18 protein-coding genes are annotated in these 23,039 nt (G+C 58.3%); 14 read left to right on the top strand and 4 right to left on the bottom strand.

Annotation, left to right across the window (positions count from 1 at the left end):
• Window positions 1-126 precede the first annotated feature (126 nt).
• The 7 genes from H6650_10150 (at window position 127) to H6650_10120 (ending at window position 7,525) form a co-directional block, all read left to right on the top strand.
• A complete protein-coding gene (locus H6650_10150) occupies window positions 127-1,503 on the top strand; it encodes a CpaF family protein (GenBank protein ID MCB8952362.1) in 1,377 nt (458 codons plus the stop codon).
• Between the two features lie 138 nt (window positions 1,504-1,641).
• Window positions 1,642-2,634, top strand: a complete 993-nt coding sequence (locus H6650_10145) for a type II secretion system F family protein (protein ID MCB8952361.1) — start codon at window positions 1,642-1,644, stop codon at window positions 2,632-2,634.
• 363 nt (window positions 2,635-2,997) lie between these two features.
• Window positions 2,998-3,939: a type II secretion system F family protein gene (locus H6650_10140; GenBank protein ID MCB8952360.1), complete on the top strand. Its 942-nt coding sequence runs from the start codon at window positions 2,998-3,000 to the stop codon at window positions 3,937-3,939.
• A 280-nt stretch (window positions 3,940-4,219) separates the two neighbouring features.
• Complete coding sequence (locus H6650_10135) at window positions 4,220-4,822, top strand: ComF family protein (GenBank protein ID MCB8952359.1); 603 nt, start codon at window positions 4,220-4,222, stop codon at window positions 4,820-4,822.
• 76 nt (window positions 4,823-4,898) lie between these two features.
• The gene (raiA, locus tag H6650_10130; GenBank protein ID MCB8952358.1) at window positions 4,899-5,465 is read left to right on the top strand and encodes a ribosome-associated translation inhibitor RaiA; all 567 of its coding nucleotides are present in this window, start codon (window positions 4,899-4,901) and stop codon (window positions 5,463-5,465) included.
• Between the two features lie 98 nt (window positions 5,466-5,563).
• Window positions 5,564-6,670 carry a hypothetical protein gene (locus tag H6650_10125; GenBank protein MCB8952357.1) on the top strand — a complete coding sequence of 369 codons (1,107 nt, stop codon included), beginning with the start codon at window positions 5,564-5,566 and terminating at the stop codon, window positions 6,668-6,670.
• Window positions 6,671-7,039: 369 nt separating this feature from the next.
• Window positions 7,040-7,525 carry a low molecular weight protein arginine phosphatase gene (locus tag H6650_10120; protein MCB8952356.1) on the top strand — a complete coding sequence of 162 codons (486 nt, stop codon included), beginning with the start codon at window positions 7,040-7,042 and terminating at the stop codon, window positions 7,523-7,525.
• A gap of 14 nt (window positions 7,526-7,539) precedes the next feature.
• On the opposite strand, the gene H6650_10115 is transcribed toward H6650_10120, so the two are convergent.
• Window positions 7,540-8,043 (bottom strand): HNH endonuclease, encoded by a 504-nt coding sequence (locus H6650_10115; protein ID MCB8952355.1) that lies wholly within the window; start codon window positions 8,041-8,043, stop codon window positions 7,540-7,542.
• 459 nt (window positions 8,044-8,502) lie between these two features.
• Here H6650_10115 and H6650_10110 point away from each other — a divergent pair, with 459 nt between their 5' ends.
• The 7 genes from H6650_10110 to H6650_10080 all read left to right on the top strand — a co-directional run bounded on the left by H6650_10110 (window position 8,503) and on the right by H6650_10080 (window position 17,776).
• Window positions 8,503-9,774: a PQQ-dependent sugar dehydrogenase gene (locus H6650_10110; GenBank protein ID MCB8952354.1), complete on the top strand. Its 1,272-nt coding sequence runs from the start codon at window positions 8,503-8,505 to the stop codon at window positions 9,772-9,774.
• 734 nt (window positions 9,775-10,508) lie between these two features.
• Entirely contained in the window at window positions 10,509-12,248 is a 1,740-nt protein-coding gene (locus H6650_10105) for a hypothetical protein (GenBank protein ID MCB8952353.1), read from the top strand.
• A gap of 1 nt (window position 12,249) precedes the next feature.
• Entirely contained in the window at window positions 12,250-12,849 is a 600-nt protein-coding gene (locus H6650_10100) for a hypothetical protein (GenBank protein ID MCB8952352.1), read from the top strand.
• A gap of 65 nt (window positions 12,850-12,914) precedes the next feature.
• Entirely contained in the window at window positions 12,915-13,736 is an 822-nt protein-coding gene (locus tag H6650_10095; GenBank protein MCB8952351.1) for a hypothetical protein, read from the top strand.
• A 97-nt stretch (window positions 13,737-13,833) separates the two neighbouring features.
• Entirely contained in the window at window positions 13,834-14,589 is a 756-nt protein-coding gene (locus H6650_10090) for a Nif3-like dinuclear metal center hexameric protein (GenBank protein ID MCB8952350.1), read from the top strand.
• Between the two features lie 544 nt (window positions 14,590-15,133).
• Window positions 15,134-16,405 (top strand): Glu/Leu/Phe/Val dehydrogenase, encoded by a 1,272-nt coding sequence (locus H6650_10085; GenBank protein ID MCB8952349.1) that lies wholly within the window; start codon window positions 15,134-15,136, stop codon window positions 16,403-16,405.
• A gap of 192 nt (window positions 16,406-16,597) precedes the next feature.
• Window positions 16,598-17,776: a glycine C-acetyltransferase gene (locus tag H6650_10080; GenBank protein MCB8952348.1), complete on the top strand. Its 1,179-nt coding sequence runs from the start codon at window positions 16,598-16,600 to the stop codon at window positions 17,774-17,776.
• A 218-nt stretch (window positions 17,777-17,994) separates the two neighbouring features.
• Here the strand turns inward: H6650_10080 and H6650_10075 are convergent, their stop codons facing one another.
• From H6650_10075 to H6650_10065, 3 genes are all read right to left on the bottom strand, one after another.
• Window positions 17,995-19,404: an MBL fold metallo-hydrolase gene (locus H6650_10075; GenBank protein ID MCB8952347.1), complete on the bottom strand. Its 1,410-nt coding sequence runs from the start codon at window positions 19,402-19,404 to the stop codon at window positions 17,995-17,997.
• 138 nt (window positions 19,405-19,542) lie between these two features.
• Window positions 19,543-20,682, bottom strand: coding sequence for an HRDC domain-containing protein (locus tag H6650_10070; protein ID MCB8952346.1), 1,140 nt, complete (start codon window positions 20,680-20,682; stop codon window positions 19,543-19,545).
• A 3-nt stretch (window positions 20,683-20,685) separates the two neighbouring features.
• A complete protein-coding gene (locus H6650_10065; GenBank protein ID MCB8952345.1) occupies window positions 20,686-22,584 on the bottom strand; it encodes an ABC transporter ATP-binding protein in 1,899 nt (632 codons plus the stop codon).
• Window positions 22,585-23,039 lie beyond the last annotated feature (455 nt).

The raw sequence follows: 23,039 nt of genomic DNA, 5'->3' as shown, positions 1-23,039 counted from the left end.
TTATGAACGCCATTTGCGCAGGCGCGACACCCGGTAGAAGTGCGTCTCACTTGTTTGTATTGACACCGCGCTGACGCCCATTAGGGTTTTTTCTCTGATGCGCGGCCCGGTTGGTGGAGAAACGAAATGTCCTTATTGAATCGCATTGAACGCAACCAGAGACCTGACCAAGCCGAACAGTCTACGCTGCAAGACTTGCGCATCAAGCGGGCCTCTCCCGTCGCCACCTCCCGCGACGCCTACACCGACATGAAGACCCGTATCCAGCAGAAGCTCATAGCGGAACTGGACCCCAGCATGGACATCACCCAGACATCCGAAGTGCGCGCCACCATCCAGGAGATGTTTGAGGCCATGCTGCAAGAAGAGCGCAGCAGCGTCCTCAGTCGTAGTGAAAAACAAAAGCTGTTCGAGTCCATCGTTGCCGAAATCCTCGGTTTTGGTCCGCTGGAACAGTTCCTGGGTAACGATGACATCACGGAAATTATGGTCAATGGTCCCAAGAATGTCTACATTGAACAGAAAGGGCGCATCATCAAGACGCCCGTCACCTTTGAGAACAACGACCATCTCATGCGCATCATTGACCGCATTGTTGCCCCCCTGGGGCGGCGCATCGACGAGGGTTCGCCGATGGTGGATGCCCGCCTGCCCGATGGATCCCGCGTCAATGCCGTCATTCCCCCCATCTCTCTGGTAGGTCCTACTTTGACCATCCGTATTTTCTCGAAGACGCCGCTGACTGTGGAAAACCTGATTGAATTAGGTTCCATCACGCCGGAAGCCGTTGAGTTTTTGAAGGCGTGCGTCATCGCCAAAGTCAACGTGATTATTTCGGGCGGTACAGGTTCTGGGAAGACCACGCTGCTGAATATCCTTTCCGGCTTCATTCCGAACAATGATCGTATCGTCACCATTGAAAACGCCGCTGAATTGCAACTGCGCCAGGAGCATGTGGTCACGCTGGAATCGCGCCCGCCGAACGTGGAGGGGCGCGGCCAGGTAACGATTCAAGACCTGGTGATTAACTCACTGCGTATGCGCCCCGACCGTATTGTAGTCGGCGAGGTCCGCGGCGGTGAGGCGCTGGATATGTTACAGGCGATGAATACGGGTCATGATGGCAGCCTGACGACACTGCACGCGAACAGCCCGCGCGACATGCTGGCCCGCCTGGAGACGTTGGTGTTGATGGCCGGCATGGACCTGCCGCACCGGGCGATTCGTGAGCAAATCGCTTCGGCGGTTGACCTGGTGGTGCAGCAGGAGCGTATGCGTGATGGCACACGTAAGGTGACGTCAATTAGCGAGATTCAGGGGATGGAGGGGGATGTGATTACGATGTCGGAGATCTTCCGATTTGAGCAGACGGGGCTGGAAAATGGGCGGGTGATCGGAAGGCTGCGTCCCACGGGGCTGCGCCCCAAGTTTATGTACCGGTTGCAGGAGGCAGGGATTACGCTGCCGCCGTCGATTTTTGGAATTGGAGCGCGTTCTCGATGAAAATGCCGGCACGCACGGAGCGAAGGGCGCATCCGTTAACAAAGGCTTCGCTCGGGAATTGACGAATGCGCTTGAAGGGTTCTTATGCATTGGAAAGTCCAAAGCCAATTCCAAGCGAACCCGAAGGAGTACTGACTGATGTCACCCTACCTCTTGATCATTCTTGGATTGGGCGCGTTGATGCTATTTGGTGCCGGCATTGGCCTGCTTGCTGGTGGGGGCAGTTCCGTAGACGAACGCCTGGAAGAGTTCGTAGGCAGCCCCACCGCCCTGGCCATGCCGGAAGCACCCTCGGTCAGCCGGCGCAAAGAGGGAGCCGGCGACCGATTCGATAACGTCCTCGCCAGTCGTGGTTTTGGGGCCAAAATCCGTGACCGCATTTCCCGCGCCGATGTCAAATTGCACGTCCACGAATACATTCTGCTGCAAATTGGCGTCTGCATCGGCCTGGGATTCTTGAGCTACTCGTTCTTTGGTGATTCCCTTATTTTGGGCATCGCCGGCGCAATCATCGGCTTGCGTGTGCCTCGCCTGTACCTCTCTTTTAAGGCTTCTAGTCGCCTGGTCGCCTTTGACAAGCAACTTAGCGACACCCTCAACCTGTGGGTGAACTCGCTTCGCTCCGGCTACAGTGTGCTGCTGGCCATGGAAACTATTGCCACCGAACTGCCGCCGCCTGTCTCCAGAGAATTCGAGCGCGTTGTGCAGGAAGTCCGCCTGGGCTTGAGCCTCCCGCAGGCGTTGAACAACATGTTGCGCCGCGTCCCCAGCGACGACCTGGATCTCGTGGTCACGGCCGTCAACATCCAACGTGAAGTCGGCGGTAATCTCGCCGAAATTTTGGACATCATCAGTTTCACGATTCGAGAGCGTGTGCGCATCAAGGGCGAAATCCGCACCCTGACGGCACAAGGCCGCGTTTCCGGTTGGATCGTAGGGCTGCTGCCCCTATTCCTCACCCTCATCCTCTACCGACTGAATCCTACCTACATGGGCGAACTCTGGGTGATGGAGCGCCCTTTTATCCTTACCAACGTGCTGCCTTGTGGTTGGTTGGTGATTGCCAGCGGCCTGCTGATGATTCTCGCTGGCGTGGCCGTGATCCGCAAAATCGTGAACATCGAAGTTTAGCGGTAACTGCTAAGCTCCACCAGAGAAAATTGGTCCCATCTCCAGAGAGCGTTAGTAGTTACGTCTAGGAACGGAAATTGAATAAGACAACGAAGTTCTACCGTTCCTGCAAACTGACGATGCAATTCCGTACTTTTTTCATCGTCAGTCCTTAGCGTGCCGTACCGCGCGTTCCCGATTGGCCTAAGGACTGGCGCAAAATCAACTTCGGATTATCCGGTAAGTAAGAACCCTTTCAGCGCATCCGTCAATTCCTGAGCAAAGCCTCTGTTAACGGATGCACCCTAAGTGGCTGTCCGCAATCAAGTTAGCGGAAAAGTGTGAAGTCATTTTCGGACGGTTACTAAGCGCCAGGAGAGGTAGATGATGCAAGCAGTCGTGATTTTGTTGCTGGCAGCCGTGCTGGTGGTTGGCTCCGTCCTCCTGCTGCGCCGCTCGGAGGGTGATCCACTGGCAGACCGTATTGAAGAGTATGCGGCGCGGGAAGAAATCGCCTCCATCGAAGAGATTGAGTTATCGCTTCCATTTTCTGACCGGGTGTTGGTTCCTCTGGTGCGGCGATTGAGCAAACTGGTCGTGCGCATGACGCCGCAATCGGTGTTGGATAGTACGACGCGGCGGTTGGAACTGGCGGGCAGTCCGCGCAACATGACGGCGGCTGAGTTTTGGGTTTACAGCGGCGTTTTCACGGTGGGTTTTTCCGCGCTCATGTTCTTGATGATGGTGCGCGTGGGGCAGCCGCCTGAGCCAAACAAGCGACTGCTGTATTCGTTGGCGGCGTTTGCCATCGGCATGATTTTGCCGCACATGCTTTTGCGCTCGCGCATTGACCGACGCAAGCAGGCCATTATCAAGAAGTTCCCCGATGCGCTGGACTTGATGACGATTTGCGTCGATGCGGGCCTGACGTTTGATGGGGCTATGGCGCAGGTGGCGGGGAAGTGGGATGATCCACTTTCGCAGGAGTTTGCGCGCGTGGTCAATGAACTGCAATTGGGGAAGTCGCGGCGGCAGGCGCTGCGAGATATGTCGGATCGCGCCGATGTGCCCGATGTGAGCAGCTTTGTGGCTTCGATTTTGCAGGCCGACCAGTTGGGCGTGAGCATCGGCAAGGTGCTGCGGATTCAGTCGGAGCAGATGCGTATTCGGCGACGGCAGCGGGCGGAGGAACTGGCGCACCAGGCTCCCGTGAAGATGACGATTCCGCTGGTGTTTTTGATTTTTCCATCGATTTTGCTTGTGTTGTTGGGTCCGGCGATCTTCCAGGTCATTCGCAGCGACGCGCTGCGCGGTTTAATCGGATAAACCGGTTGGCGTATGCCAGGGGGCCAGGGATTCGCCGGTCGGAAAGGTTGTATTTTGCCGGCATTTTTTCTTTAAGCTGGAATGCCATAGAGCCAGCCATAAACTGAGTTGACGGTTCGCCATGAGCCTGGGCGAGCCGCGTGGGGTAGTTGGTTTGCCAGACATTCATGCTGGCGCGCAGCGGGTGCTTTCCTGGCTGACGCGCATTTCTTCATTCTTTGTGCCTTCCGCGTGTGGTGGCTGCCGGCGCCCCGGGGAACTAATTTGCGCTGAGTGCCGTATGCGCGCCATCCCCATTGACTGGCCGATGTGTCTCCGCTGCGGTCGGCGCATGGCGCAAACGGTGGAGCGGTGTTGGTCATGCCGGCACAATGCCACGCCCATGGACCAGGTACACGCCGCCTTCTTGTATACTGAGCCTATATCGACTATCATTCATCAAATGAAATATAAAGGCGCTTTTGCCCTGGCTGCGCCACTGGTAGAATTGATGCTGCGTCACCCGGTGCAGTGGCACAATCCGCCGGAACTGCTTGTGCCTGTGCCATTGCACCCCGTACGTCAGCGCCAAAGAGGGTATAATCAATCGACGCTGCTGGCGCGGGAACTCGCCCACCACTGGCGAATACCGGTTGACGAAAAGGCCTTACAGCGCATTCGTTACACAACGCCGCAGGTTGGCCTCAATGCCATTGAGCGGCACGCCAACGTCGCCGGCGCATTTGTCGCCGATCCGCAACGGGTACAAAACAAACACATTTTACTGATCGATGATGTGTACACCACCGGAGCAACGCTTTCTGCCGCTACCCTTGCTCTGCAAGAAGCGGGAACCTGTTCGGTTGCTGCCTTCTGCGCTGCCCGCAGAGGGCGAACCGGATGATCGCATTCTATCCGCGCAAGCGCGCTGCTCGCGGACAACGACACTATCCTGACCACCATTCTTAAAGGAGAGTACTATGGACTTCGAGATCTATACCCATAGCATGGAACTGACACCCCGGCTGGAGAACTACGTTGCCAAGAAAACGGAACGGCTGGACCGCTACATGCCCAATCTGGCAACTGTTCGCGTAGACCTGACGGAACAAAACGCCCGCAGTGCCGTCGAGCGGCAGATTGCCCAGATCACGATTCGGGATAGCCGCGGTACTATCTTGCGCGCCGAGGAACGCAGCAATGATATGTTTGCTTCTATTGACGCCGTCATTGACAAAATCTATCGTCAGATCAGCCGGTATCGCGGTAAACAGCGTCGTAATCGGCGCGGCGCGGCGGAGCCAGAATATCTGGGTGAGCCGCTGCCTTTGCCGGAAGAAGCTGGCGCACTCGACGAAGAGGGAGCCGTTATCGTGCGGGAGAAGCGCTTCCCGCTGATGCCGATGTCGGCGCAAGAAGCGATTGACCAGATGCTGTTGTTGGGGCACGATTTCTACGTATTCTTCAACGCGGACCGCCAGGCCATCAATGTGGTTTACAAGCGGCGTGATGGCAATTACGGCATGCTCCTGCCGGAAATGGATTAGGGTTTCGGATGTGCATGGAGGGCAATCGCGTCGCGCGGGCGCGATTGCCCTTTTTTTGTCTCTGGCATGGGGAACGTCACCGGTTTGAGGAGGCATCAGTGGTTACAGCGGTGGTGATGGTGGGCGAACTGGGGCAGGGAACCGACCCGGTTAACTGGGTGCGCGGCGCGCGCCAGGCGGCGGCTTGCGACCTGATGGCGCAGTTGCGGCGGCAGCCACTGGTGCAAAAAGTCGTACTGGTTGCGCCCAATGCGGTGGCGTTGGCCCCGGATGGCGTGATTCCCGTGGCGTCGCCTGCCGGACCGGTACATGTGGGGGCGTTCCTGGCTGAGTTGACGGCGACGTTTGGGATTGAGCGGCTGCTGTATTTTGGCGGTGGTTCCGCGCCGCTGTTGAGCGAGGCGGAACTGGGGGAACTCGTGGCGCAGTTGGCGGCGGCGGAGCGCCTGGTGACGACGAATAATCAATTTTCTAGCGATTGGGCCGGCATTGTGCCGGCATCTATTCTTCCCCAATACGCCCCTCGCCTCCCCCGTGACAATATGCTCGGCTGGGTTCTTTCCACCGAAGCGGGGCTGCCCCTCGCCGTTTTGCCCGTCAGCGCCGCCAGCCGCCTGGACATCGACACACCTACCGACCTGCTGGCATTGCGTTTATGCCGGCATACCCAACCCCACCTCCACCGCTACCTCTCCCAACTCCCCCTGGACACCACCGATCTCAAGCAGGCCATCGACATCCTGGCAACACCGGCGCGGCGCGTCTTTATTGCCGGCAGAATCAGCCCGGAAGTATGGCAATCCCTCAACCGCGTCAGCCGCTGCTGGCTGCGCGTGCTGGCCGAGGAGCGAGGCATGGTTTCCAGCGGGCGACGCGCGCGCGGCGAAGTCTACTCCCTGCTGGCGGAACAAATGTCTCTGGTCGGCTTGCCTACCTTTTTTACGCGGCTGGCGGACTGGGCCGACCTGGCCTTCATAGACACCCGCGTTCTCTGGACCAGTCTGGGGCATGATCCCGCCGCCGCCGATCGTTTTGCCTCCGATCTCGGCCTTTGGCAACAAATCGCCCATCCCTGGGTGGCCGAAATGACACGCGCGGCGCAGGCGTCCGCCGTTCCCGTCATTCTGGGCGGGCATTCGCTCATGGCGGGCGATATGCTCGCGCTCTGCGACCTGGTGGCGGCCAGGCACGGCGCCGCGGCATGAACCTGGCGCCCACCTTCCCGGAAGCTGCCTTGAGACGTTTTGGACCTGGCATTGAACTTCTGGGGTAACTACTAACGCTCTCTGGAGATTGGACCGATTTTTCACGCGTTCGAAAATTGGTCCAATTGAGCTTAGGGTTCTCTCGGAATTAACTTCGGACTTTCCCACACATAAGAACCCTTCCAGCGCATCCGTCAATTCCCGAGCGAAGCCTTTATTAACGGATGCGCCCTTAGGACGGACGATCCAATAAAGTGCGGAATGGCATCGTCAGTTTGAAGGAACGGTAAGGAAACAACTTCGTTGTCTTATTTTAATTCCGTTCCTTAGCAGTTGCCTTCCGGGAACGTTAATAGAGGTTGTTGTTGTATGCCCACTATCCTCATTGTCTGCACGGCAAATATCTGCCGCTCTCCGGTGGCGGAGGCGCTGCTGCGGCGGCAACTGACCGCTCTGCCCATTGAAGCGGAGTCGTGGACGGTCGTTTCTGCCGGCACATGGGCATTGGTTGGTCGCCCCCCCGCTCTCTACAGCCAGGAAATGATGCGCGAACATGGCCTGGAGGTGGGCGACAAACGCGCGCAAATGATCACGTCTGGCCTGATGCAGCAGGCGGACCTGGTGCTGTGCATGGAGGCCGGTCACGCCGAAGCATTGCGCGTCGAATTTCCCGCAGACGCGACCAAAGTTTATCTCTTGTCGGAAATGGTGGGGCTAAAATACAGTATCAGCGACCCTTACGGCGGCCCCCGCGAGGGCTACGCGGCGATGTTCCGCGAACTGAGTCGTCTGCTCGATGAAGGGCTTCCCCGAATTGTGGCGCTGGCCCGCGCCCAGGCCGCCCGCCGGTCATAGCTTCCTGGAAGCGGCTACCATCCTTCCAGGAATTCGTTCCACTCCTGCCGTTTTTCCAGATGGTTGCCAAATAGATAAAAGGCGGATGGGTTTGGCTCGAATGGGCGGCGACGCAGTTGCATGTTTGCCTGATCCAGCATCTTGCCCCCCTTGCGCCGGTTGCACGGGGCGCACGCGGCTACCAGGTTATACCAGCTATGGCTGCCGCCTGCATGGCGCGGCACCACGTGGTCAATGGTCAGGAGGTTGGTCTTGCGTCCGCAGTACTGGCAAGTGTAATCGTCCCGCCGCAAAATCTCCCGCTTGGAAAGGGCGATCTGCGGACGGGGGCGTTTGACCATATATGCCAGTTTGATGACGGAGGGGATTTCAAATTGGTCGCTGCTGGTGTGGATGTAGCCGCGCCCGTTAAGGACGATTTCCGCTTTGCCGGCAAGCAGCAAGTTCAATGCGCGTTTGATGTTACAAACGTGCAGAGGCTCGTAGTTGATGTTCAAGATGAGCACCGGCTCGTTCAATTTCATAAGCTTGCCCATAGCCGCGTGCAGTATAGCACGGGTGTTAAACCCAAGTCAATTAACAGAATGTTAAGGACTGACGATGAAATAAAGTACGGAATTGCATCGTCAGTTTGAAGGAACGGTAAGGAAACGACTGCGTTGTCTTACCTAATTCCGTTCCTTAAGATTGGAAACAACCGCTGCGCTGGCAGGGTCCTTGCTTGTCGGATAGTCCAAAGTTAATTTCGCATGAACCCTGAAGTGTCGTCGATGTCGGGTAACAACTAACGCTCTCTGAAAATTGGTGCAATCGGGCTTGGCAGTTACGATGCCGGCATTAACCAGACAATCCATTTCTCGCCCCCAAACTATTCCCAGTTTGCTTTCCATCAGGCCCGCCACGACACCTTGACCAAAGCCAAAAGGCGAGAATAATTCCCAAAATCAACCACTTGACTACCCACAAGGAAGGTTTTCATGCCTGCTGATTCGACAGACCTCCCCCCATCAACCCGAGCCGCGCTTGCTCCCAAACCGGGGCCGCGAACGGGCGCATTCCTGCTTATCTTGCTCCTGACCATGATCGGAACGACCCTCATCCTCGCTGTTCGTCCGGGACAGGGCGCCGAGTCATCGGCCATTTTCTTGCCTCTCATGTTGGCCCCCCGCGAATTTGAGATCACGCCCGCCGTTGGCAGCTTTGGTCCCATCACGGACATCACCCATGCCGGCGACGACCGTCTGTTTGTCGTGGAAAAAGCCGGCAAAATATCCGTCATCCAGCCGCAAGGCAACATCACCACCTTCATGGACATCAGCGCCCGCGTGGAAAGCACCGGGCAGGAACAGGGACTCCTGGCCCTGGCATTTCACCCCGACTACGCTCAGAACGGCTACTTCTTTGTCACCTACACAGCGCAGAGCGGCGTGCAATGGGAAGTGCGCACCTCTCGCTTCCGCGTGACCGCCGACGCGAACGTGGCCGACCCGAACAGTGAGCTAATCATCATGCAAATCAGTGAGCAAGGCATCCTCCACAATGGCGGCGGCCTGGCTTTCAACCCCCGTGACGGCTATCTCTACCAGGGCGTCGGGGACGATTCCCAGTTCCTCGTGGCGCAAGACGGCAATTCCGTGCTGGGCAAAATCATCCGCATGGATGTGAGCAGCGTGGTGAACGGGGCCGTGTCCGCGCCGCGACACATGCACCCCTTCCTGGACGCCCAGGCGCTGGTTTCCGCCGAAGTGTGGGCCATGGGGTTCCGCAATCCGTGGCGGTTTGCCATTGACCCCGTGCGCGGCCACATTTTCGTAGGTGATGTGGGGGACCGCTCGTGGGAAGAAGTGGACATCATTCCCGATGGCAGCCCCGGTTGGAACTTTGGTTGGCCCTGTCTGGAGGGACCATTGGTCGTCCTCACCGATGGTGTATGCGCCGACCAGTGGCGATTCACGCCACCCGCCTACACCTACCCCCACGGCCACGGCGAGGGCACGGGCTGCGCCGTCATTGGCGGCAAGGTGCTGCGCCCGGAAACGGATGGCCGCTTCATCTTCGCCGATTCCTGTCGTCTTTCCTTCTTCGCCATGACCTACGCGGACGGCGTTGCCAGCACGGTTCCATTAGGCAACCTGGAGGGGGTAGACTTGTTTTTGAACACGTTTGGCGAGGACAATCAGGGCAACCTTTATCTGGGCATGTTCTGGATACCTGATCCCGGACCGTTGTACGAAGTGTACGTGCCCTGAATCGGGCGCGGAAAAAGCGTAAGTGTTCTCTGGAAATTGGTCCAATCTGGCCTAGCAGTTACGATTAAGTGGCTATCCGCAATTAAATTGGCGGAAGTGTGCGGACAGCGGCTCTCATGGATAGCCCCTATCCATGAGAGCTGGTGGTAGCCGTCCGTAAAAAGCGTGAAGTTGTTTTCGGACGGTTACGAAGGGTTCGTACACAATTGACTTTGGATTATCCGACAAGCAAGAACCCTTCCAGCGCATCCGTTGTTTCCAATCTTAAATACGGATGCGGCTAAGAGACTGGAGTCTGGCGCAAGCTACATATGGTGGCCGGCGTCGCGGCTTTGGCCGGGATCAAACGCCATATGTGGGCCGGCTGAAGCCAGTCCAAAAACGCCAGTGTCCGGTAAGAGCTTGGTTCATTCTTGGAAAATGAACCAAGCTCACTCATCGTCTTCATAGCGGTAGACGTGGAGGGAGGCTTTTTCTATAATGGTAACTACTAACGCTCTCTGGAGATTGGTCCAATCTGGCTTAGGCCTGACGATGGAATAAAGTACGGAATTGCATCGTCAGTTTGAAGGAACGGTAAGGAAACAACTTCGTTGTCTTGTTTGATGTCTGTTCCTTAGCAGTTGCCTATAATGTTTGTAAGCACACGGGTGCGCCGCGTTCATTAGCCATATGTGGTTGAGAGTCGCCGGGCGGTGCATTTTTGCCTCCCTTTTCCGCGCAAGGAGTCGCCAATGACCAGTATCTTTCCCGTTTTATCCTCGCTGACGGAACTTCTCACGGGGAGCGTCACGGATGATTTCAAGAAGCTGATCAAGCCCGGCCCCCTGGTGGCTGCGGCGATCTTCCTTGCTCTCAACCAGGTGCTGGTTTTGCCTGCGTTGCGCCAACATCGGATTGTCGTCATCCTTGCTTTTGAGTCTTTATCCACGACCTGGCAGGTGCTGCTGGGGACTTTCATCCTGTTTGTGTCTGGGTATTTGCTGAACGCTTCGGGGACGACGTTTGTGAACCTGATTAGCGGGCAAATTATTCGAGATACCTGGTTGGGCGATAAGGGCGTTGCCCGGCAGCGGCAGATTCTGGAGGGGCTGCTGGCGAAACTGCGGGCATACGCCGATGATGAGACGGGGGATGAGGCGGTGCGGACCGCCGCCGCGCGCGCGACGCAGCGATTAGCGACGGATTTTCCCGAACCGATGGCGCTGGCTCCGACGCAGTTGGGCAATATCCTGGCGAATCCGGCCAGTTATACGTGGAATCAGTATGGGGTGCATCTGGATACGATGTGGCCGGCGATGGAGGCGGTGCTGCGGGCGGAAAACGATCCATTACGGCAGGGAATTGCCGGCAGAATGGATGCCCTCATCTTTCTCGCCAGTCTGGCCGGTGTTTCTGGCCTCGTTGCCGGTGAAATTTTGCTGCTGCGGCTTTGGTGGGGACCGTTGTGGCATCTGCTCTGGCTGCCCGTCCTCGGACTCTTCGCCTACACAGCCTACGCTACCGCCATACCCCAGGCGCGGGCATGGGCGCGCGACATGCGTCTGGCATTTGATCTGCATCTGGATGCCGTGGCCGCGAAGTTGAAACTGCGCCCGCTGGCCACGTATGAACATTTGACGGCCACGTTGGAGGAGGGAACGGGACAGATGCAAAGCCCGCGCATGGGGCGTTGGGAAGCGGTGTCCCGCTGGTTGCTGTATGGCGCGCTGCGGCTGCCTCAGGAAAACTGGACCAATCGGTTGGCTATGCCCCGGCGGGAGCCAGACTGGTATTACGAACCGCCGCAGCCGGCCAGCCCGCTATCTGATGTCTCTTTGCTTTATCCTCCTACGGTTAGTGTGACGCTGGAGCAGCAGCGGCTGCCGGCATGGGAACTGCGGAATAGGCGCGTTGCGTTGTTGGCTGCCTGCCGCGTTGCTTACCTGTTTGGCATCACCAATGAATCGGCGGGGGACCATGCCGCGCCCGCGCGCAATGTGTTTCTCCTGGTGGGAGACAAACGCGCGCCCGTGCTGCCCGCTTCCATCGTGGGGCGGTTGAATCAGGCGGATGTTTTGCATGGTTTACGACAGCCAGGTCCGCCGGACAAGGTCCTGTGGGGTCTGGGCGATATTGCGCCACGGACGACGGTCTGGCTGCGCTATGAAGTGGATTATGATCCGCGCTTGAAGATTATGGTCGAAAATGCGACGCTGCTGGAAGTAAAGCCGGTTGGCGTGGATGCGGTTAAGCTTTTCCTGCAAACGGACGGGCCGCGGGATGTGACGGTGATGGTGACGCGGCTGACGAAGATGCAGGTGATGCCGGCAAAAATTCACCTCGTTGTGGCGCATTCAGACAAAGTGTTAACGCCTGTGCCCGTCACCGTGGTGGATGAATCGAGCGTTGCCTGGCGGATTGAGGGCGTGCCGCAAGATAAAATCATCCAATGTGTTCTCCGCCCCGCGCAAGTTAGAGATGAGGAGTCATAAGATGGATAAGCAGCATGAATTGTGGCAGTCGCTGCTGCAAGAGTTGGGGCTGAGCCGGCAAGAGGCCAGCGCCTGGCAGCAATATGTGATTGAAATCCCGCGTGAGATTGACCCGTTGCGTAAAGATGCCGGCATGAAAGGGGAGTTCATTGAGGAATCTCTAGGTGGTCCCCTCATTCTGCGGCTGGCGGGTCGGCCATCTCCGTGTCAATTCCAGCCGTTGACGGGCGTTTCCCGTGACCCGTTTCATCTTGAAAAAGAGGATTGCCAGAATGTGGGGAAAGCGGATAACGTATACGGCTACTGGTTGGCGTTCGAAGATTCTGGCAATCCGCTGAATGCCGCCGACTACAACAATATCGGCTGTGCCGTGATGTGGAAAAAGCCGCCCGATGAGACACTGGCGCGAGATATGTTTGATAGGGCGTTGAAAAAGGGCGGAAGCGGCCTGGATACGGTGCGACGGAACAGGCAACTGTTGCAGCATCCAAAGCCGCTGGTGGTGACGCGGGATGCTTTCAACCGCGTACTGGCGGACGAGGCTTTTTCCTCTTTGTGGCGACCGAAGGATGATGCCACTATCCTGGGGCCGTGGGAATAGATGAGAATGGAACGACGGGTGTTTGTGCGCCTGTTTGCGTTGTTCTTGGGCGCGGGAAGGGCGTGATGGAGAATGTGGTAAATTTTATTGGCCGTACCTGGCGCTGGCTACTGATGGGTCTGTTTGTTTGGGTGTTGCTGCGGCTGGCGTTGGATTTGGATGCGACGCTGACGCCGCCGCCGGTGTTGCGGGATGTGGCTGTGCCGGCATCTTCCTTCGTCGGCGGCGTAGAGGGGCTTTCTGCCGGCAAAATCCTCCACCTCACCGTCTTCGTCCCCAATGCCCAAAGCACACCCGAAGCAGCCCTACAAACCGCGGGAGAGGTGCGCGACACGCTGGGCGCAGACCGCACAGCCGCGCTCCTGGCCGTGCCCGCCGCCGCCGCCCCCACCCTCGAAGCAGCTTTGCTAAATGCCGGCACAAAACTAACCTACCATTCCCTCTCCGACTGGCCTACCGCCACGCCCCTACCCACGCCCGCGCCCACGCTCACACCCACGGCGACGCTGGCGCCTGGCGAAACCCCGACTATCACGCCCACGCCCACGCCACAGAAAGGTAAACTGTATTGGACCCTCTCCCTTGAACGCAACCGCGCCCCGCTGGATGGATTCATGCCCGGTATGCCGGCACGCCTGGTCATACTGGCGCAGCTTCCCACGAACAACGACACCGAGACCATCACCCCGCCCACCGCGTTCGCCGCCTGCGCCATCGTGATGGCGTTCCAGGACGCGACCGGGCAACTTGTCACCACGGATGTGCCCGCCGACGCGGTCGCAGTCGTCCTGCAAATCAGCGCCACTGACCTGCCCGACCTGCTGCTCAACCTGAAGTACGCCAGCGACATCTACCTGGCGGCGGACCAGAGCTGCGCCGAAGCGTGAGGAATGAGAGGCGGGGGACACGTGGCCCAAGGTGGCCCCGCCACGCGCCAACGCGCACACTTGCCATTCGCAAACCCGCAAACCCAAAAGGTGGACAATGAAACGAAACGAACTGACAACCTACCTCGACGACTACTTGCGCATCGGCGACATCAAAGACTATGGACCGCAAGGGCTGCAATTGGAAAGCGATAACCAGGAAGTGCGCCGCGTGGCCCTGGCCGTGGACGTCGCCCCGCCCGTGATCGAGGCCGCCGGCGCGTGGGGGGCGGATATGCTGCTGGTGCATCATGGCATTCTCTGGCGCAGCGTGGAACGGCTGGCGGGACCACTGGGAGAGCGGGTACGACGGCTGCTGCGGCACGGCATCAACCTCTATGCCGCCCATCTGCCGCTGGACGCCCACGCGGAAGTCGGGAACAACGCCGTGCTGGCGCGTCTCCTCAACGTAAAAGCCGAAGCGTGGTGGTGCGAGGTGATGGGCACGAAGTTGGGCGTATGTGGACCGCTGCCGGAATCCGCGCCACTATCCCAGTTTGTGCAGCAGGTGAATGAGCAACTGCACACCACGGCTCGCGTCTTGTCCCATGGTCCCGCCCTGGTGAACCGCGTAGCCATTCTATCAGGCTTTGGCGCGGACGAGGTAGCGGCGGCGGCAGCCCTGGGCGCGGACACCTACGTAACCGGCGAAACGTCGCACGCCCACTATTGGGCCGCGGCGGACCACCACCTGAACGTGATTTTCGCCGGCCATTACGCCACGGAAACGGTGGGCGTGCAGGCGCTGGGGGCGCATCTGGCGCGGCATTTTGGCCTGGAGACCCGGTTCTTTGATTTTCCTACGGATATGTGATGACCGAATGGATTGCGTGGGGAGCCTCTTGCCGATCATCATGAAGATGCGCCAGGTGAGGTGACGATCTCGGTCACTTTTGCTAACATTGCCTGAGCGTTACTCCTAAGGAGCGGAATTAAATAAGATGACGAAATCATTTCTTTACCGCTCCTTCAAACTGGCGATGCAATGCGCCAATCCTAAGCCAGATGGGACCAATTTTCTCCGGTGAAAATGGCCGTTGAGCGCGTGAAATTGGTCCAATCTCCAGAGGTCGTTAGTCGTTACGCCTGAGTGTGCTTGGTAAGCAAGACCCGCCCGTTTTCCGCAAGAAACAATCGCGCAAACAGGCAGAGTCTGGCAGGTTTACGTGAATAGCGGCATGATTTCTACTTCGGTATGGGGCTGGCGCTATTCCCCAACCCCACACCCATTCCCAACTTCCTCACGCTGACGCAGATTTTTGTTTGATCCGCGTTTTTGCGTTCAATCGCGTCCTACTTTTGCAGGGGGCGAATTGGAAATTCGCCCTACAAGATACTTTCGAAGGAGGCTCTTTCCCATGACCCAAGAAAAACGGACTGTTCTGGACAATGTCACGGACCAGTTCAATAAGGCCGCGGATCTGATGCAACTCGACGATGACGTGCGGCGCATCCTTGCTCATCCCACGAACGAAATCGTCGTCAACTTTCCCGTGAAAATGGACGACGGCCACATTGAGATGTTTACCGGCTATCGCGTGCAGCACAACAGCGCCCTCGGCCCTTATAAGGGCGGTCTGCGTTATCATCCCGCCGTAGAAATCAACGAAGTGCGCGCCCTGGCAGCCTGGATGACCTGGAAAACGGCCGTAGCACACATTCCACTAGGGGGGGCTAAGGGGGGAATCCGTCTCGATCCCGGCCAATACTCGCTGCGCGAGCTGGAGCATATCACCCGCCGCTTTACCTTCGCGCTGGGCAGCAACATCGGCCCTGAGTACGATATTCCCGCCCCCGATGTGAACACCAATGCCCAGATCATGGCCTGGATTTTGGACACCTATTTTTCCATGATGCCCCCGCAGGATCGGCAGCGATGTTCGCATGTGGTCACCGGGAAGCCGATTGAGTCCGGCGGCAGTGTGGGACGCGACAAGGCCACGGGGCAGGGGGTCGTGTTCTTGATTGACCGTTGGGCGCAGGATAATGCCTTTGACCTGTCCCAGGCCACCTACTTTGTGCAGGGATTCGGCAATGTGGGTTCGTGGGCGGCGCGTCTGCTCAAACCGTATGGGGCCAAAATGATGGCCGTGGAAGACGCCAGCGGCGCGATCTACAATGCGGAGGGGATTGATCCCGATGCGCTGGTGGCGTATACGGCGACCAGTCCCCGACACGGGATTGCCGGCTTCCCTGGCGCGACGCCTGTTGATCATGCGACGTTTATGGCGACGGAGGCAGACGTCTTTATCCCTGCCGCGCTGGAGAACCAGATCACGGCGGAAACGGCGCCGCTGCTGCGAACGCGCCTGGTGGCGGAAGGGGCCAATGGGCCGACGGACCCGGACGGGGACGCGGTTTTGCAGCAAAACGGGATTGCGCTGCTGCCCGACATTCTCTGCAATGCCGGCGGCGTCATTGTCAGCTACTTTGAGTGGTTGCAAAACAAGCGCAGCGAATTTTGGGACCTGGACGAAGTGGATTCTAAGCTGCTGAAACTGATGAACCAGGCTTATGATCGTGTCCATAAAGCGGCGACCTGGTACGAAACGGATTGGCGCACGGCGGCCTACATCGTGGCGCTCAGGCGTCTGGAGCGTGTCTACACGGAGCGAGGCATTTTCCCGTAGGAAACAGTGAAAACGGGTGGTAACAAAACCAGATTGGACTAATTTTCTCTGGTGAAATTGGTCCAATCTCCAGAATTAATTGAAACGGTTAATGGATGTCACGATTGCGGCGGTCCGTTAAAACGGGGGTCCGTTAAAACAGGCACTGCCAGTTGTCAACCATTAACCGTCAACTTTCCCCGAGGAGTTATAATGAGCAGCACGGTAAGTTGGATTGAAGATGAGATTGCCGCTTTGAAGGAGGCGGGATTGTTTAACGTGATCCGCACGATTGAGTCGCCCATGGATGCGTGGGTGACGATTGATGGGCGGCGCGTGTTGAATTTTTGCGCGAATAATTACCTGGGGCTGGCGAACCATCCGCGGCTGCGGCAGGCGGCGAAGTCGGCGATTGATTCGCATGGTATTGGTCCGGGGGCGGTGCGGTCAATTGCCGGCACAATGGACCTCCACCTCCAACTCGAAAACAACCTGGCCGCCTTCAAACGCGCCGCCGCTTGCATCACCTTCCAGAGCGGCTTCACCGCCAACCTGGCGACCATCCCCGCCCTCGTTGGCCGCGGCGACATCATCTTCTCCGATGAACTGAACCATGCCAGCATCATTGACGGCTCCCGCCTGAGCCGCGCCGAAATCGTGCGCTACGCCCACAACGACGTGGACGACTTGCGGCGCAAAATCGCGGAAACCACGACCACCAACCGCCGCCTGATCGTCACCGATGGCGTTTTTAGCATGGATGGCGACATTGCCCCGCTGGACAAAATCTGCGACGTGGCGAATGAGCATGGCATTATGCTCATGGTGGACGACGCGCACGGCGAGGGCGTCCTGGGCGAGGGGGGACGCGGGATCGTGGACCATTTCGGCCTGCACGGGCGGGTGGATGTGGAAGTGGGGACGTTGAGTAAGGCGTTTGGCGTGATGGGGGGGCTGGTTGCCGGCAAACAACCCATCATTGATTGGCTGCGGCAGCGCGGACGCCCCTTCATCTTCTCTAGCGCCATGACGGTTCCCGATGTGGCTGCCTGCACCGAGGCCGTCAACGTGTTGCAGGAGTCAACGGAGTTGGTGGACCGCCTCTGGGCCAACGCGAAGGTCTTCAAGGAAGGGATGCGGCAGATGGGCTTCGACACCGGTCATTCGCAAACGCCTATTGTGCCCGTCATGTTGGGCGAAGCGCCGCTGGCGCAGCAGTTCAGCCGTCGTTTGTTTGCGGAAGGTGTGTTTGCAATGGCCATTGGCTACCCCACCGTGCCCCAGGGCAAGGCGCGCATCCGCGTGATGAACTCCGCCGCGCACGCGCCCGCCGATTTGGAGCTGGCGCTGGAGACATTTGGCCGCGTGGGCCGCGAACTGGGCGTTATTTGAGTGGCGAGTTTGCGAGGATGCGGGTGGCGAGTTTGCGAGTAGCGAGTTTGCGAGTAGCGAGTTTGCGAGTAGCGAGTTTGCGAGTAGCGAGTCTACTCGCCCCTCGCCCCTCGCCCCTCGCCCCTTGCCCCTCGCCCCTCGCCCCTCGCCCCTCGCCCCTTGCCCCTCGCCCCTCGCCCCTCGCCCCTTGCCCCTCGCCCCTCGCCCCTCGCCCCTCCTCAAACGGTAAAAGTTTGGCCGAGGGTGGGAACGTTGACGTCGGGGAGGCCCGCTGTTTTGCGCAGGGTGTCGGCGAAGGCGAGGGAGACATCCTCGTCACCGTGGACGACGTAGGTGTGTTGCGGGCGGCGCTGGAAGTGGGCCACCCAGTCGAGCAGTTCGCCGCGGTCGGCGTGGGCGCTGAAGCCCTGGATGCTTTCCACGCGGGCGCGCAGGCGGTACTTTTCGCCGAAGATGCGTACTTCTGGCTGCCGTTCCACAATACGTCGCCCTAGAGTGTCAGGGGCCTGCCAGCCGACGATGAGGATGGTGTTGTGGCGGTCCTCGATGTTGTTTTTCAGGTGGTGGAGGATGCGGCCCGTTTCCGCCATGCCGCTGGCGCTGATGATCACGGCTGGCTCGCGCAGGTCGTTGAGGGCTTTGGACTGGTAGACGGCGCGGGTATATTGCATTCGCTCAAAACCAAAGGGGTCGGAGCCGGGGGCGGTGAGCATGAATTCGGCGACTTCGTCGTCGTATGCTTCGGGATGCAGGCGGTAGACGGAGGTGGCATCAATGGCCAGGGGGCTGTCTACAAAGACGGAGAGGTTGGCGGGGATTTTGCCATCGTTGATGGAGCGATGCAGGCGGTAGACAAGTTCCTGGGTGCGGCCTACGGCAAATGCCGGCACTATCACCTTCCCCCCGCGCCGATACGTATCATTAACCACCTTCTCCAGCAAATGACTCGCCTCGTCCGTTGATTCATGCTCGCGCGTGCCATACGTGCTTTCAATCAACAGCACATCCGCCTCTTGCAAAAAAGTGGGATCGCGCAAGATAGGCCGGTCCGGGCGACCCAAATCACCGCTAAACACCAGCCGCACATCTTGCCCCGTCTCCTTATCCACAATATCCAGCGCCACAATCGCCGAGCCGAGGATGTGCCCCGCGTCATAAAACGTCAGCGTAACTTCCGGCGTGATTTTGTATGGGCGCTCATAGCCAATGGCAATGAAGTATTTCATGCACTCCACCGCGTCCGGCGTGCGATAAATCGGCGCCAACGGAGGCTGATTCTCTCGCGCCCGTTTCTTGTTCACGTACTCAATATCCGATTCCTGAATGCGGGCGCTGTCCCGCAGCATAATTGTGCACAAGTCCCGCGTCGCATAGGTGCAGATAATATCGCCGCGGAAACCGCTCTTCACCAGGTTAGGGATGTTGCCGCTGTGGTCGATGTGCGCGTGCGAGAGAATCAGGACATCGACCTCTTCCACCGCGAAGGGCAAATGCAAATTACGTTCATAACTTTCTGCCCGCTTGCCTTGATAAAAGCCGCAGTCCAGCAATATCTTGCTCCCATTGACGGTCAGCAAATGCTGCGAACCGGTCACGGTACGCACGGCACCATGGAATGTTATTTTCACAATGAACTCCTAACCTGGGTTACTTGAAAAGACTTCGCCACGAATTTGACGAATTTTACGAATACCTTCCCGGAAGCTGTTTTGCCAAACGGTCTGAATGATGCGGCGTTTGGGGTTTGAAATCGAGCTTCCGGGAAGTTAACGTCTTTGCTGTTTTTTTTGGAGGAGGCGGATGATTTCCTGACCGTATTGCTGTTGCCGCCACGGTCCCAACGAGGAAACGGATGCCAGTTCGGACAGATCTCGTGGATTGGCATGAGCCAGGTCCCAAAGGGACTGGCGGCTGAGGATCACGTCTGATTCCACGCCCCGCGCGACCGCCCGCCGGCGTCGCCATTCGTGCAGCAGATCGTACCGATTGACCACTTCTTCGGGGAGGCGCGGTCCGCGCGCCGGGCGACGCGGAGGGCCGTCTTGGCGTCCCTGGCGGATGGCCTGCAAGATTTTTTGCCCGTACCGCTTGACCTGGCCCGTGGTCATGCCATGAATGCTGCGCAGGTCGTCGAGGTGTTCCGGCGCTTCGCGGGCGAGTTGGAGCATGGTCTTGCCGCCAAATATCTTGAAGGGAGGGCGATCCTGTCGTTCCGCCTCTTTCTCGCGGAAAATGTAGAGCGCACGCAAGATGGCTTGCTGCTGGCGCGAGAGGTCGCGCACGCCATTGACGGACCAGAAACCATCGGGGTCGAAGGTTTGTTCCGCCGGATGCACCTGGCATTGCTCTTGGAATAGTTCCATCGCTTCTTCCCAGTGCCCGGCTGCTTGCAAGGCAGTGGCGAAGTCGTCGCGCAGGGTGAGGAGGAAGTGCGTATCGCTTTGGGCGTATTCCAGTTGCGAGGCGGAGAGGGGGCGGCGGCACCAGTTGGCTTTTTGGTGGCGTTTGTCCAGCTCGACGCCGTAGCGGTCTTTGAGGATGTTGGCCAGCCCCATGTGGGCGTAGCCCAAAATGCGTGCCGCCCACATGGTGTCAAACAGGTTGGACATTTGCCAGTCGAACTGTTTCTTCATGAGGATGAGGTCGTATTCGCCGGAGTGCAGCACTTTTTCGATGTGGGGGTCTTCGATGAGGTGGCCCATGCCGGCAAAATCCAGATCAGCCAACGGGTCAATCACATAATCCTGGTCCGGCAGCGAAATTTGCATCAGGCAGATCTGCTCGCGGTAGGCATAGAGACTGTTTGCTTCCAGGTCCAACGCGAACCGCTTCGCGGCGTGTAGGCGGTTCAGGCAGGTCTCCCAGGCGTCAGGTGTGTTTACGAAAGTGGCGGGGGGAAAATTCATGCGTCAGGCTTGTAGTTGTGAGTTGTAAATGTCGGCGTAAATGGGGCTGTTCTCCAATAGTTCCTCGTGCGTGCCTTGCGCGACAATGCTGCCTTTGTCCAGTACCAAAATCTGGTCTGCGTTAATCACCGTGCTGATGCGCTGCGCGATCACAAAACTGGTGCGCCCTTTCATCAGGCGATCCAACGCCTGTTGAATTTGATATTCCGTGGTCAGGTCCACGCTGCTGGTGGAGTCATCCAAGATCAAGATGTGGGGGTCGAGCAGCAGGGCGCGGGCAATCGCCACGCGCTGCTTTTGCCCGCCGCTGAGGGTGGAGCCGCGTTCGCCCACCGGTGTGTCGTACCCCTGGGGGAAGGACATGATGAAGTCGTGGGCGGCGGCGGCTTTGGCGGCGTTGATCACTTCTTCTTCGCTGGCGTCCGGGCGACCAAAGGCGATGTTATCCCGAATGGTGCCACTGAAGAGGGTGGTCTCTTGCAGCACAATGCCGATGCGTTGTCGCAGGCTTTCGATAGTCACGTCGCGCACGTCTTGCCCGTCAATGAGGATGCGCCCTTCGCTGGCGTCGTAGAAGCGGGGGATCAGGTTGATGATGGTGGTTTTGCCGCTGCCGGTGGAGCCGAGCAGGGCGATCGTCTGGCCCGGGTTTGCCTGGAATGTGACATCGCGCAGGACGGGGTCGCTGCTGGCGAAGTAGCGGAACGTGACGTTATCAAAAGTGACGTGCCCCTCAATGTCTTCCAGAACGTGGGCGTCTGGCCTGTTTTCTACGTCATTTTTGGCGTCCAGGATTTCAAAGATGCGTTGGGCACTGGTGGCGGCCTGGGCGGTGATGGAGATGATGAAGCCGAGTTGGCCCATAGGCAGGAACAGGTAGGTGAGGTAGAGGCTGAATTTTTGCCACTCGCCTACGGTGAGGAGGCCGTTGATGATTTGTCGTCCGCCGAAGTAGAGGACGGCAGCCTGGGCCAGGAGGGCGAGGAGGAAGATGCCGGGGAAGAGGAAGGAGAAGACTTTGCTGATGATGAGGCGTTGGTTCAGGAGACGGTCGATGCTGTTGTTGAAGCGGGCGGTTTCTTTGTCTTCACTGGCAAATGCGCGGACGACTTTAATGCCGGCAAGATTCTCCTGCAAAATTGTGTTCACCCGGGATAGACGCTGCTGTACCTCGCGGAACAACGGCTGCGACCGCGCCCCAAACAAGCCAAAAACGAACATCGTCAACGGCAGCAGCGGTACCACCAGCAGCGTCAACTGGATATTCGTCACCACCAGCAGCGTCAGCGTGCCCACCAGCAGCACCACCGCCTGTAATGCCACCAGCACGCCGCGGCCAATAAACGCGCGTAGCTTTTCCACGTCGTCCGTGGCTCGAATCATCAACTGCCCCGTCTGATTACGGTCGTGGTAGCTGAAGCTGAGGCGCTGAATTTTGGCGAAGATGTCGTTGCGAAACTCGAAGGCCACATTTTCCGATAGGATTTGCGCCATGTAGTTTTGCGCGAAGGAGAGAACGCCGCGCACCAGGGAGAGGACGATGATCACGATCATGCCCGTGAGCAGGGCGCGGGGGGCCTGGCTGAGGTCAATTTGCAGGCTGGCGGGATCGATGCCCAGCTTTTGCGCGGCGGCCTGCTGCAAATCGGGGGCCATCGTGAGGATGTCTTTGCGGTTGGCGTTGATGGTGATGGTGTCGATGATGCGCTGCACGAACTGGGGGACGGCCAGTTGGGCCACCAGGGCCAGCGCCAGCGCGCCATAGGCGGCGGCGGTCAGTTTTTTGTAGCGACGTAGATAACTGACCGCGCGCCAGAGGGATTTTTGCCCCTCGGCGGAAATGCGTTTGTTTGCGGCGGATTTTTCGCGCCGTCTTTGTCTTCGATTGGTAGCTACGGTCATACTTCTTTGTCCGTCAGTGGGTTATGGTTTCGAGGGCGACGCGCAAAACTGGTGCTGCGTATTTCAGCGGTAGCCCAGAGATTGGTTCATTTTCCAGGTATGAACCAATCTGAACTTGAGACCCTATTGTAGCAGTGTTTGGCCTTAATTCTAACTGGAGTCTGGCGAAAGGGTGCGCGGAACTTTTGTTGATAACCCATAAGCCCATTGCCTCTCACAGAAATACGGGGAACACAAGTTGTTTCCGCCCGAGTCGAGGGCGTCGCCTCGGCGCTGCGCGCCTGGCGCGGAACAGTATTCGCCCCACAAAAATGACGGTGTCGACAAAAACCCCGCGCACCCCTGGCGAAATCCACATAGGGTGGCCGGCGTCGCGGCTTTAGCCAGACCAAACGCCATATGTGGGTTGGCTGAAGCCGCCACACCAAAAACGCCAGTGTCCCGTTCCAAGTTCG

It is taken from the genome of Ardenticatenales bacterium (genome assembly GCA_020634515.1).
Taxonomy (GTDB): domain Bacteria; phylum Chloroflexota; class Anaerolineae; order Promineifilales; family Promineifilaceae; genus JAGVTM01.
This window is presented reverse-complemented; position numbering and strand designations above follow the sequence as displayed.

What these genes read in the sequence shown, in the direction of transcription:
- H6650_10095 (MCB8952351.1), top strand. Translation starts at nt 12,915, where the DNA reads ATGGAGAATGTGGTAAATTTTATTGGCCGTACCTGGCGCTGGCTACTG.
- H6650_10080 (MCB8952348.1), top strand. Translation starts at nt 16,598, where the DNA reads ATGAGCAGCACGGTAAGTTGGATTGAAGATGAGATTGCCGCTTTGAAG.
- H6650_10085 (MCB8952349.1), top strand. Translation starts at nt 15,134, where the DNA reads ATGACCCAAGAAAAACGGACTGTTCTGGACAATGTCACGGACCAGTTC.
- H6650_10140 (MCB8952360.1), top strand. Translation starts at nt 2,998, where the DNA reads ATGATGCAAGCAGTCGTGATTTTGTTGCTGGCAGCCGTGCTGGTGGTT.
- H6650_10110 (MCB8952354.1), top strand. Translation starts at nt 8,503, where the DNA reads ATGCCTGCTGATTCGACAGACCTCCCCCCATCAACCCGAGCCGCGCTT.
- H6650_10065 (MCB8952345.1), bottom strand. Translation starts at nt 22,584, where the DNA reads ATGACCGTAGCTACCAATCGAAGACAAAGACGGCGCGAAAAATCCGCC.
- H6650_10135 (MCB8952359.1), top strand. Translation starts at nt 4,220, where the DNA reads ATGCGCGCCATCCCCATTGACTGGCCGATGTGTCTCCGCTGCGGTCGG.
- H6650_10150 (MCB8952362.1), top strand. Translation starts at nt 127, where the DNA reads ATGTCCTTATTGAATCGCATTGAACGCAACCAGAGACCTGACCAAGCC.
- H6650_10070 (MCB8952346.1), bottom strand. Translation starts at nt 20,682, where the DNA reads ATGAATTTTCCCCCCGCCACTTTCGTAAACACACCTGACGCCTGGGAG.
- H6650_10120 (MCB8952356.1), top strand. Translation starts at nt 7,040, where the DNA reads ATGCCCACTATCCTCATTGTCTGCACGGCAAATATCTGCCGCTCTCCG.
- H6650_10090 (MCB8952350.1), top strand. Translation starts at nt 13,834, where the DNA reads ATGAAACGAAACGAACTGACAACCTACCTCGACGACTACTTGCGCATC.
- H6650_10100 (MCB8952352.1), top strand. Translation starts at nt 12,250, where the DNA reads ATGGATAAGCAGCATGAATTGTGGCAGTCGCTGCTGCAAGAGTTGGGG.
- H6650_10145 (MCB8952361.1), top strand. Translation starts at nt 1,642, where the DNA reads ATGTCACCCTACCTCTTGATCATTCTTGGATTGGGCGCGTTGATGCTA.
- raiA (MCB8952358.1), top strand. Translation starts at nt 4,899, where the DNA reads ATGGACTTCGAGATCTATACCCATAGCATGGAACTGACACCCCGGCTG.
- H6650_10105 (MCB8952353.1), top strand. Translation starts at nt 10,509, where the DNA reads ATGACCAGTATCTTTCCCGTTTTATCCTCGCTGACGGAACTTCTCACG.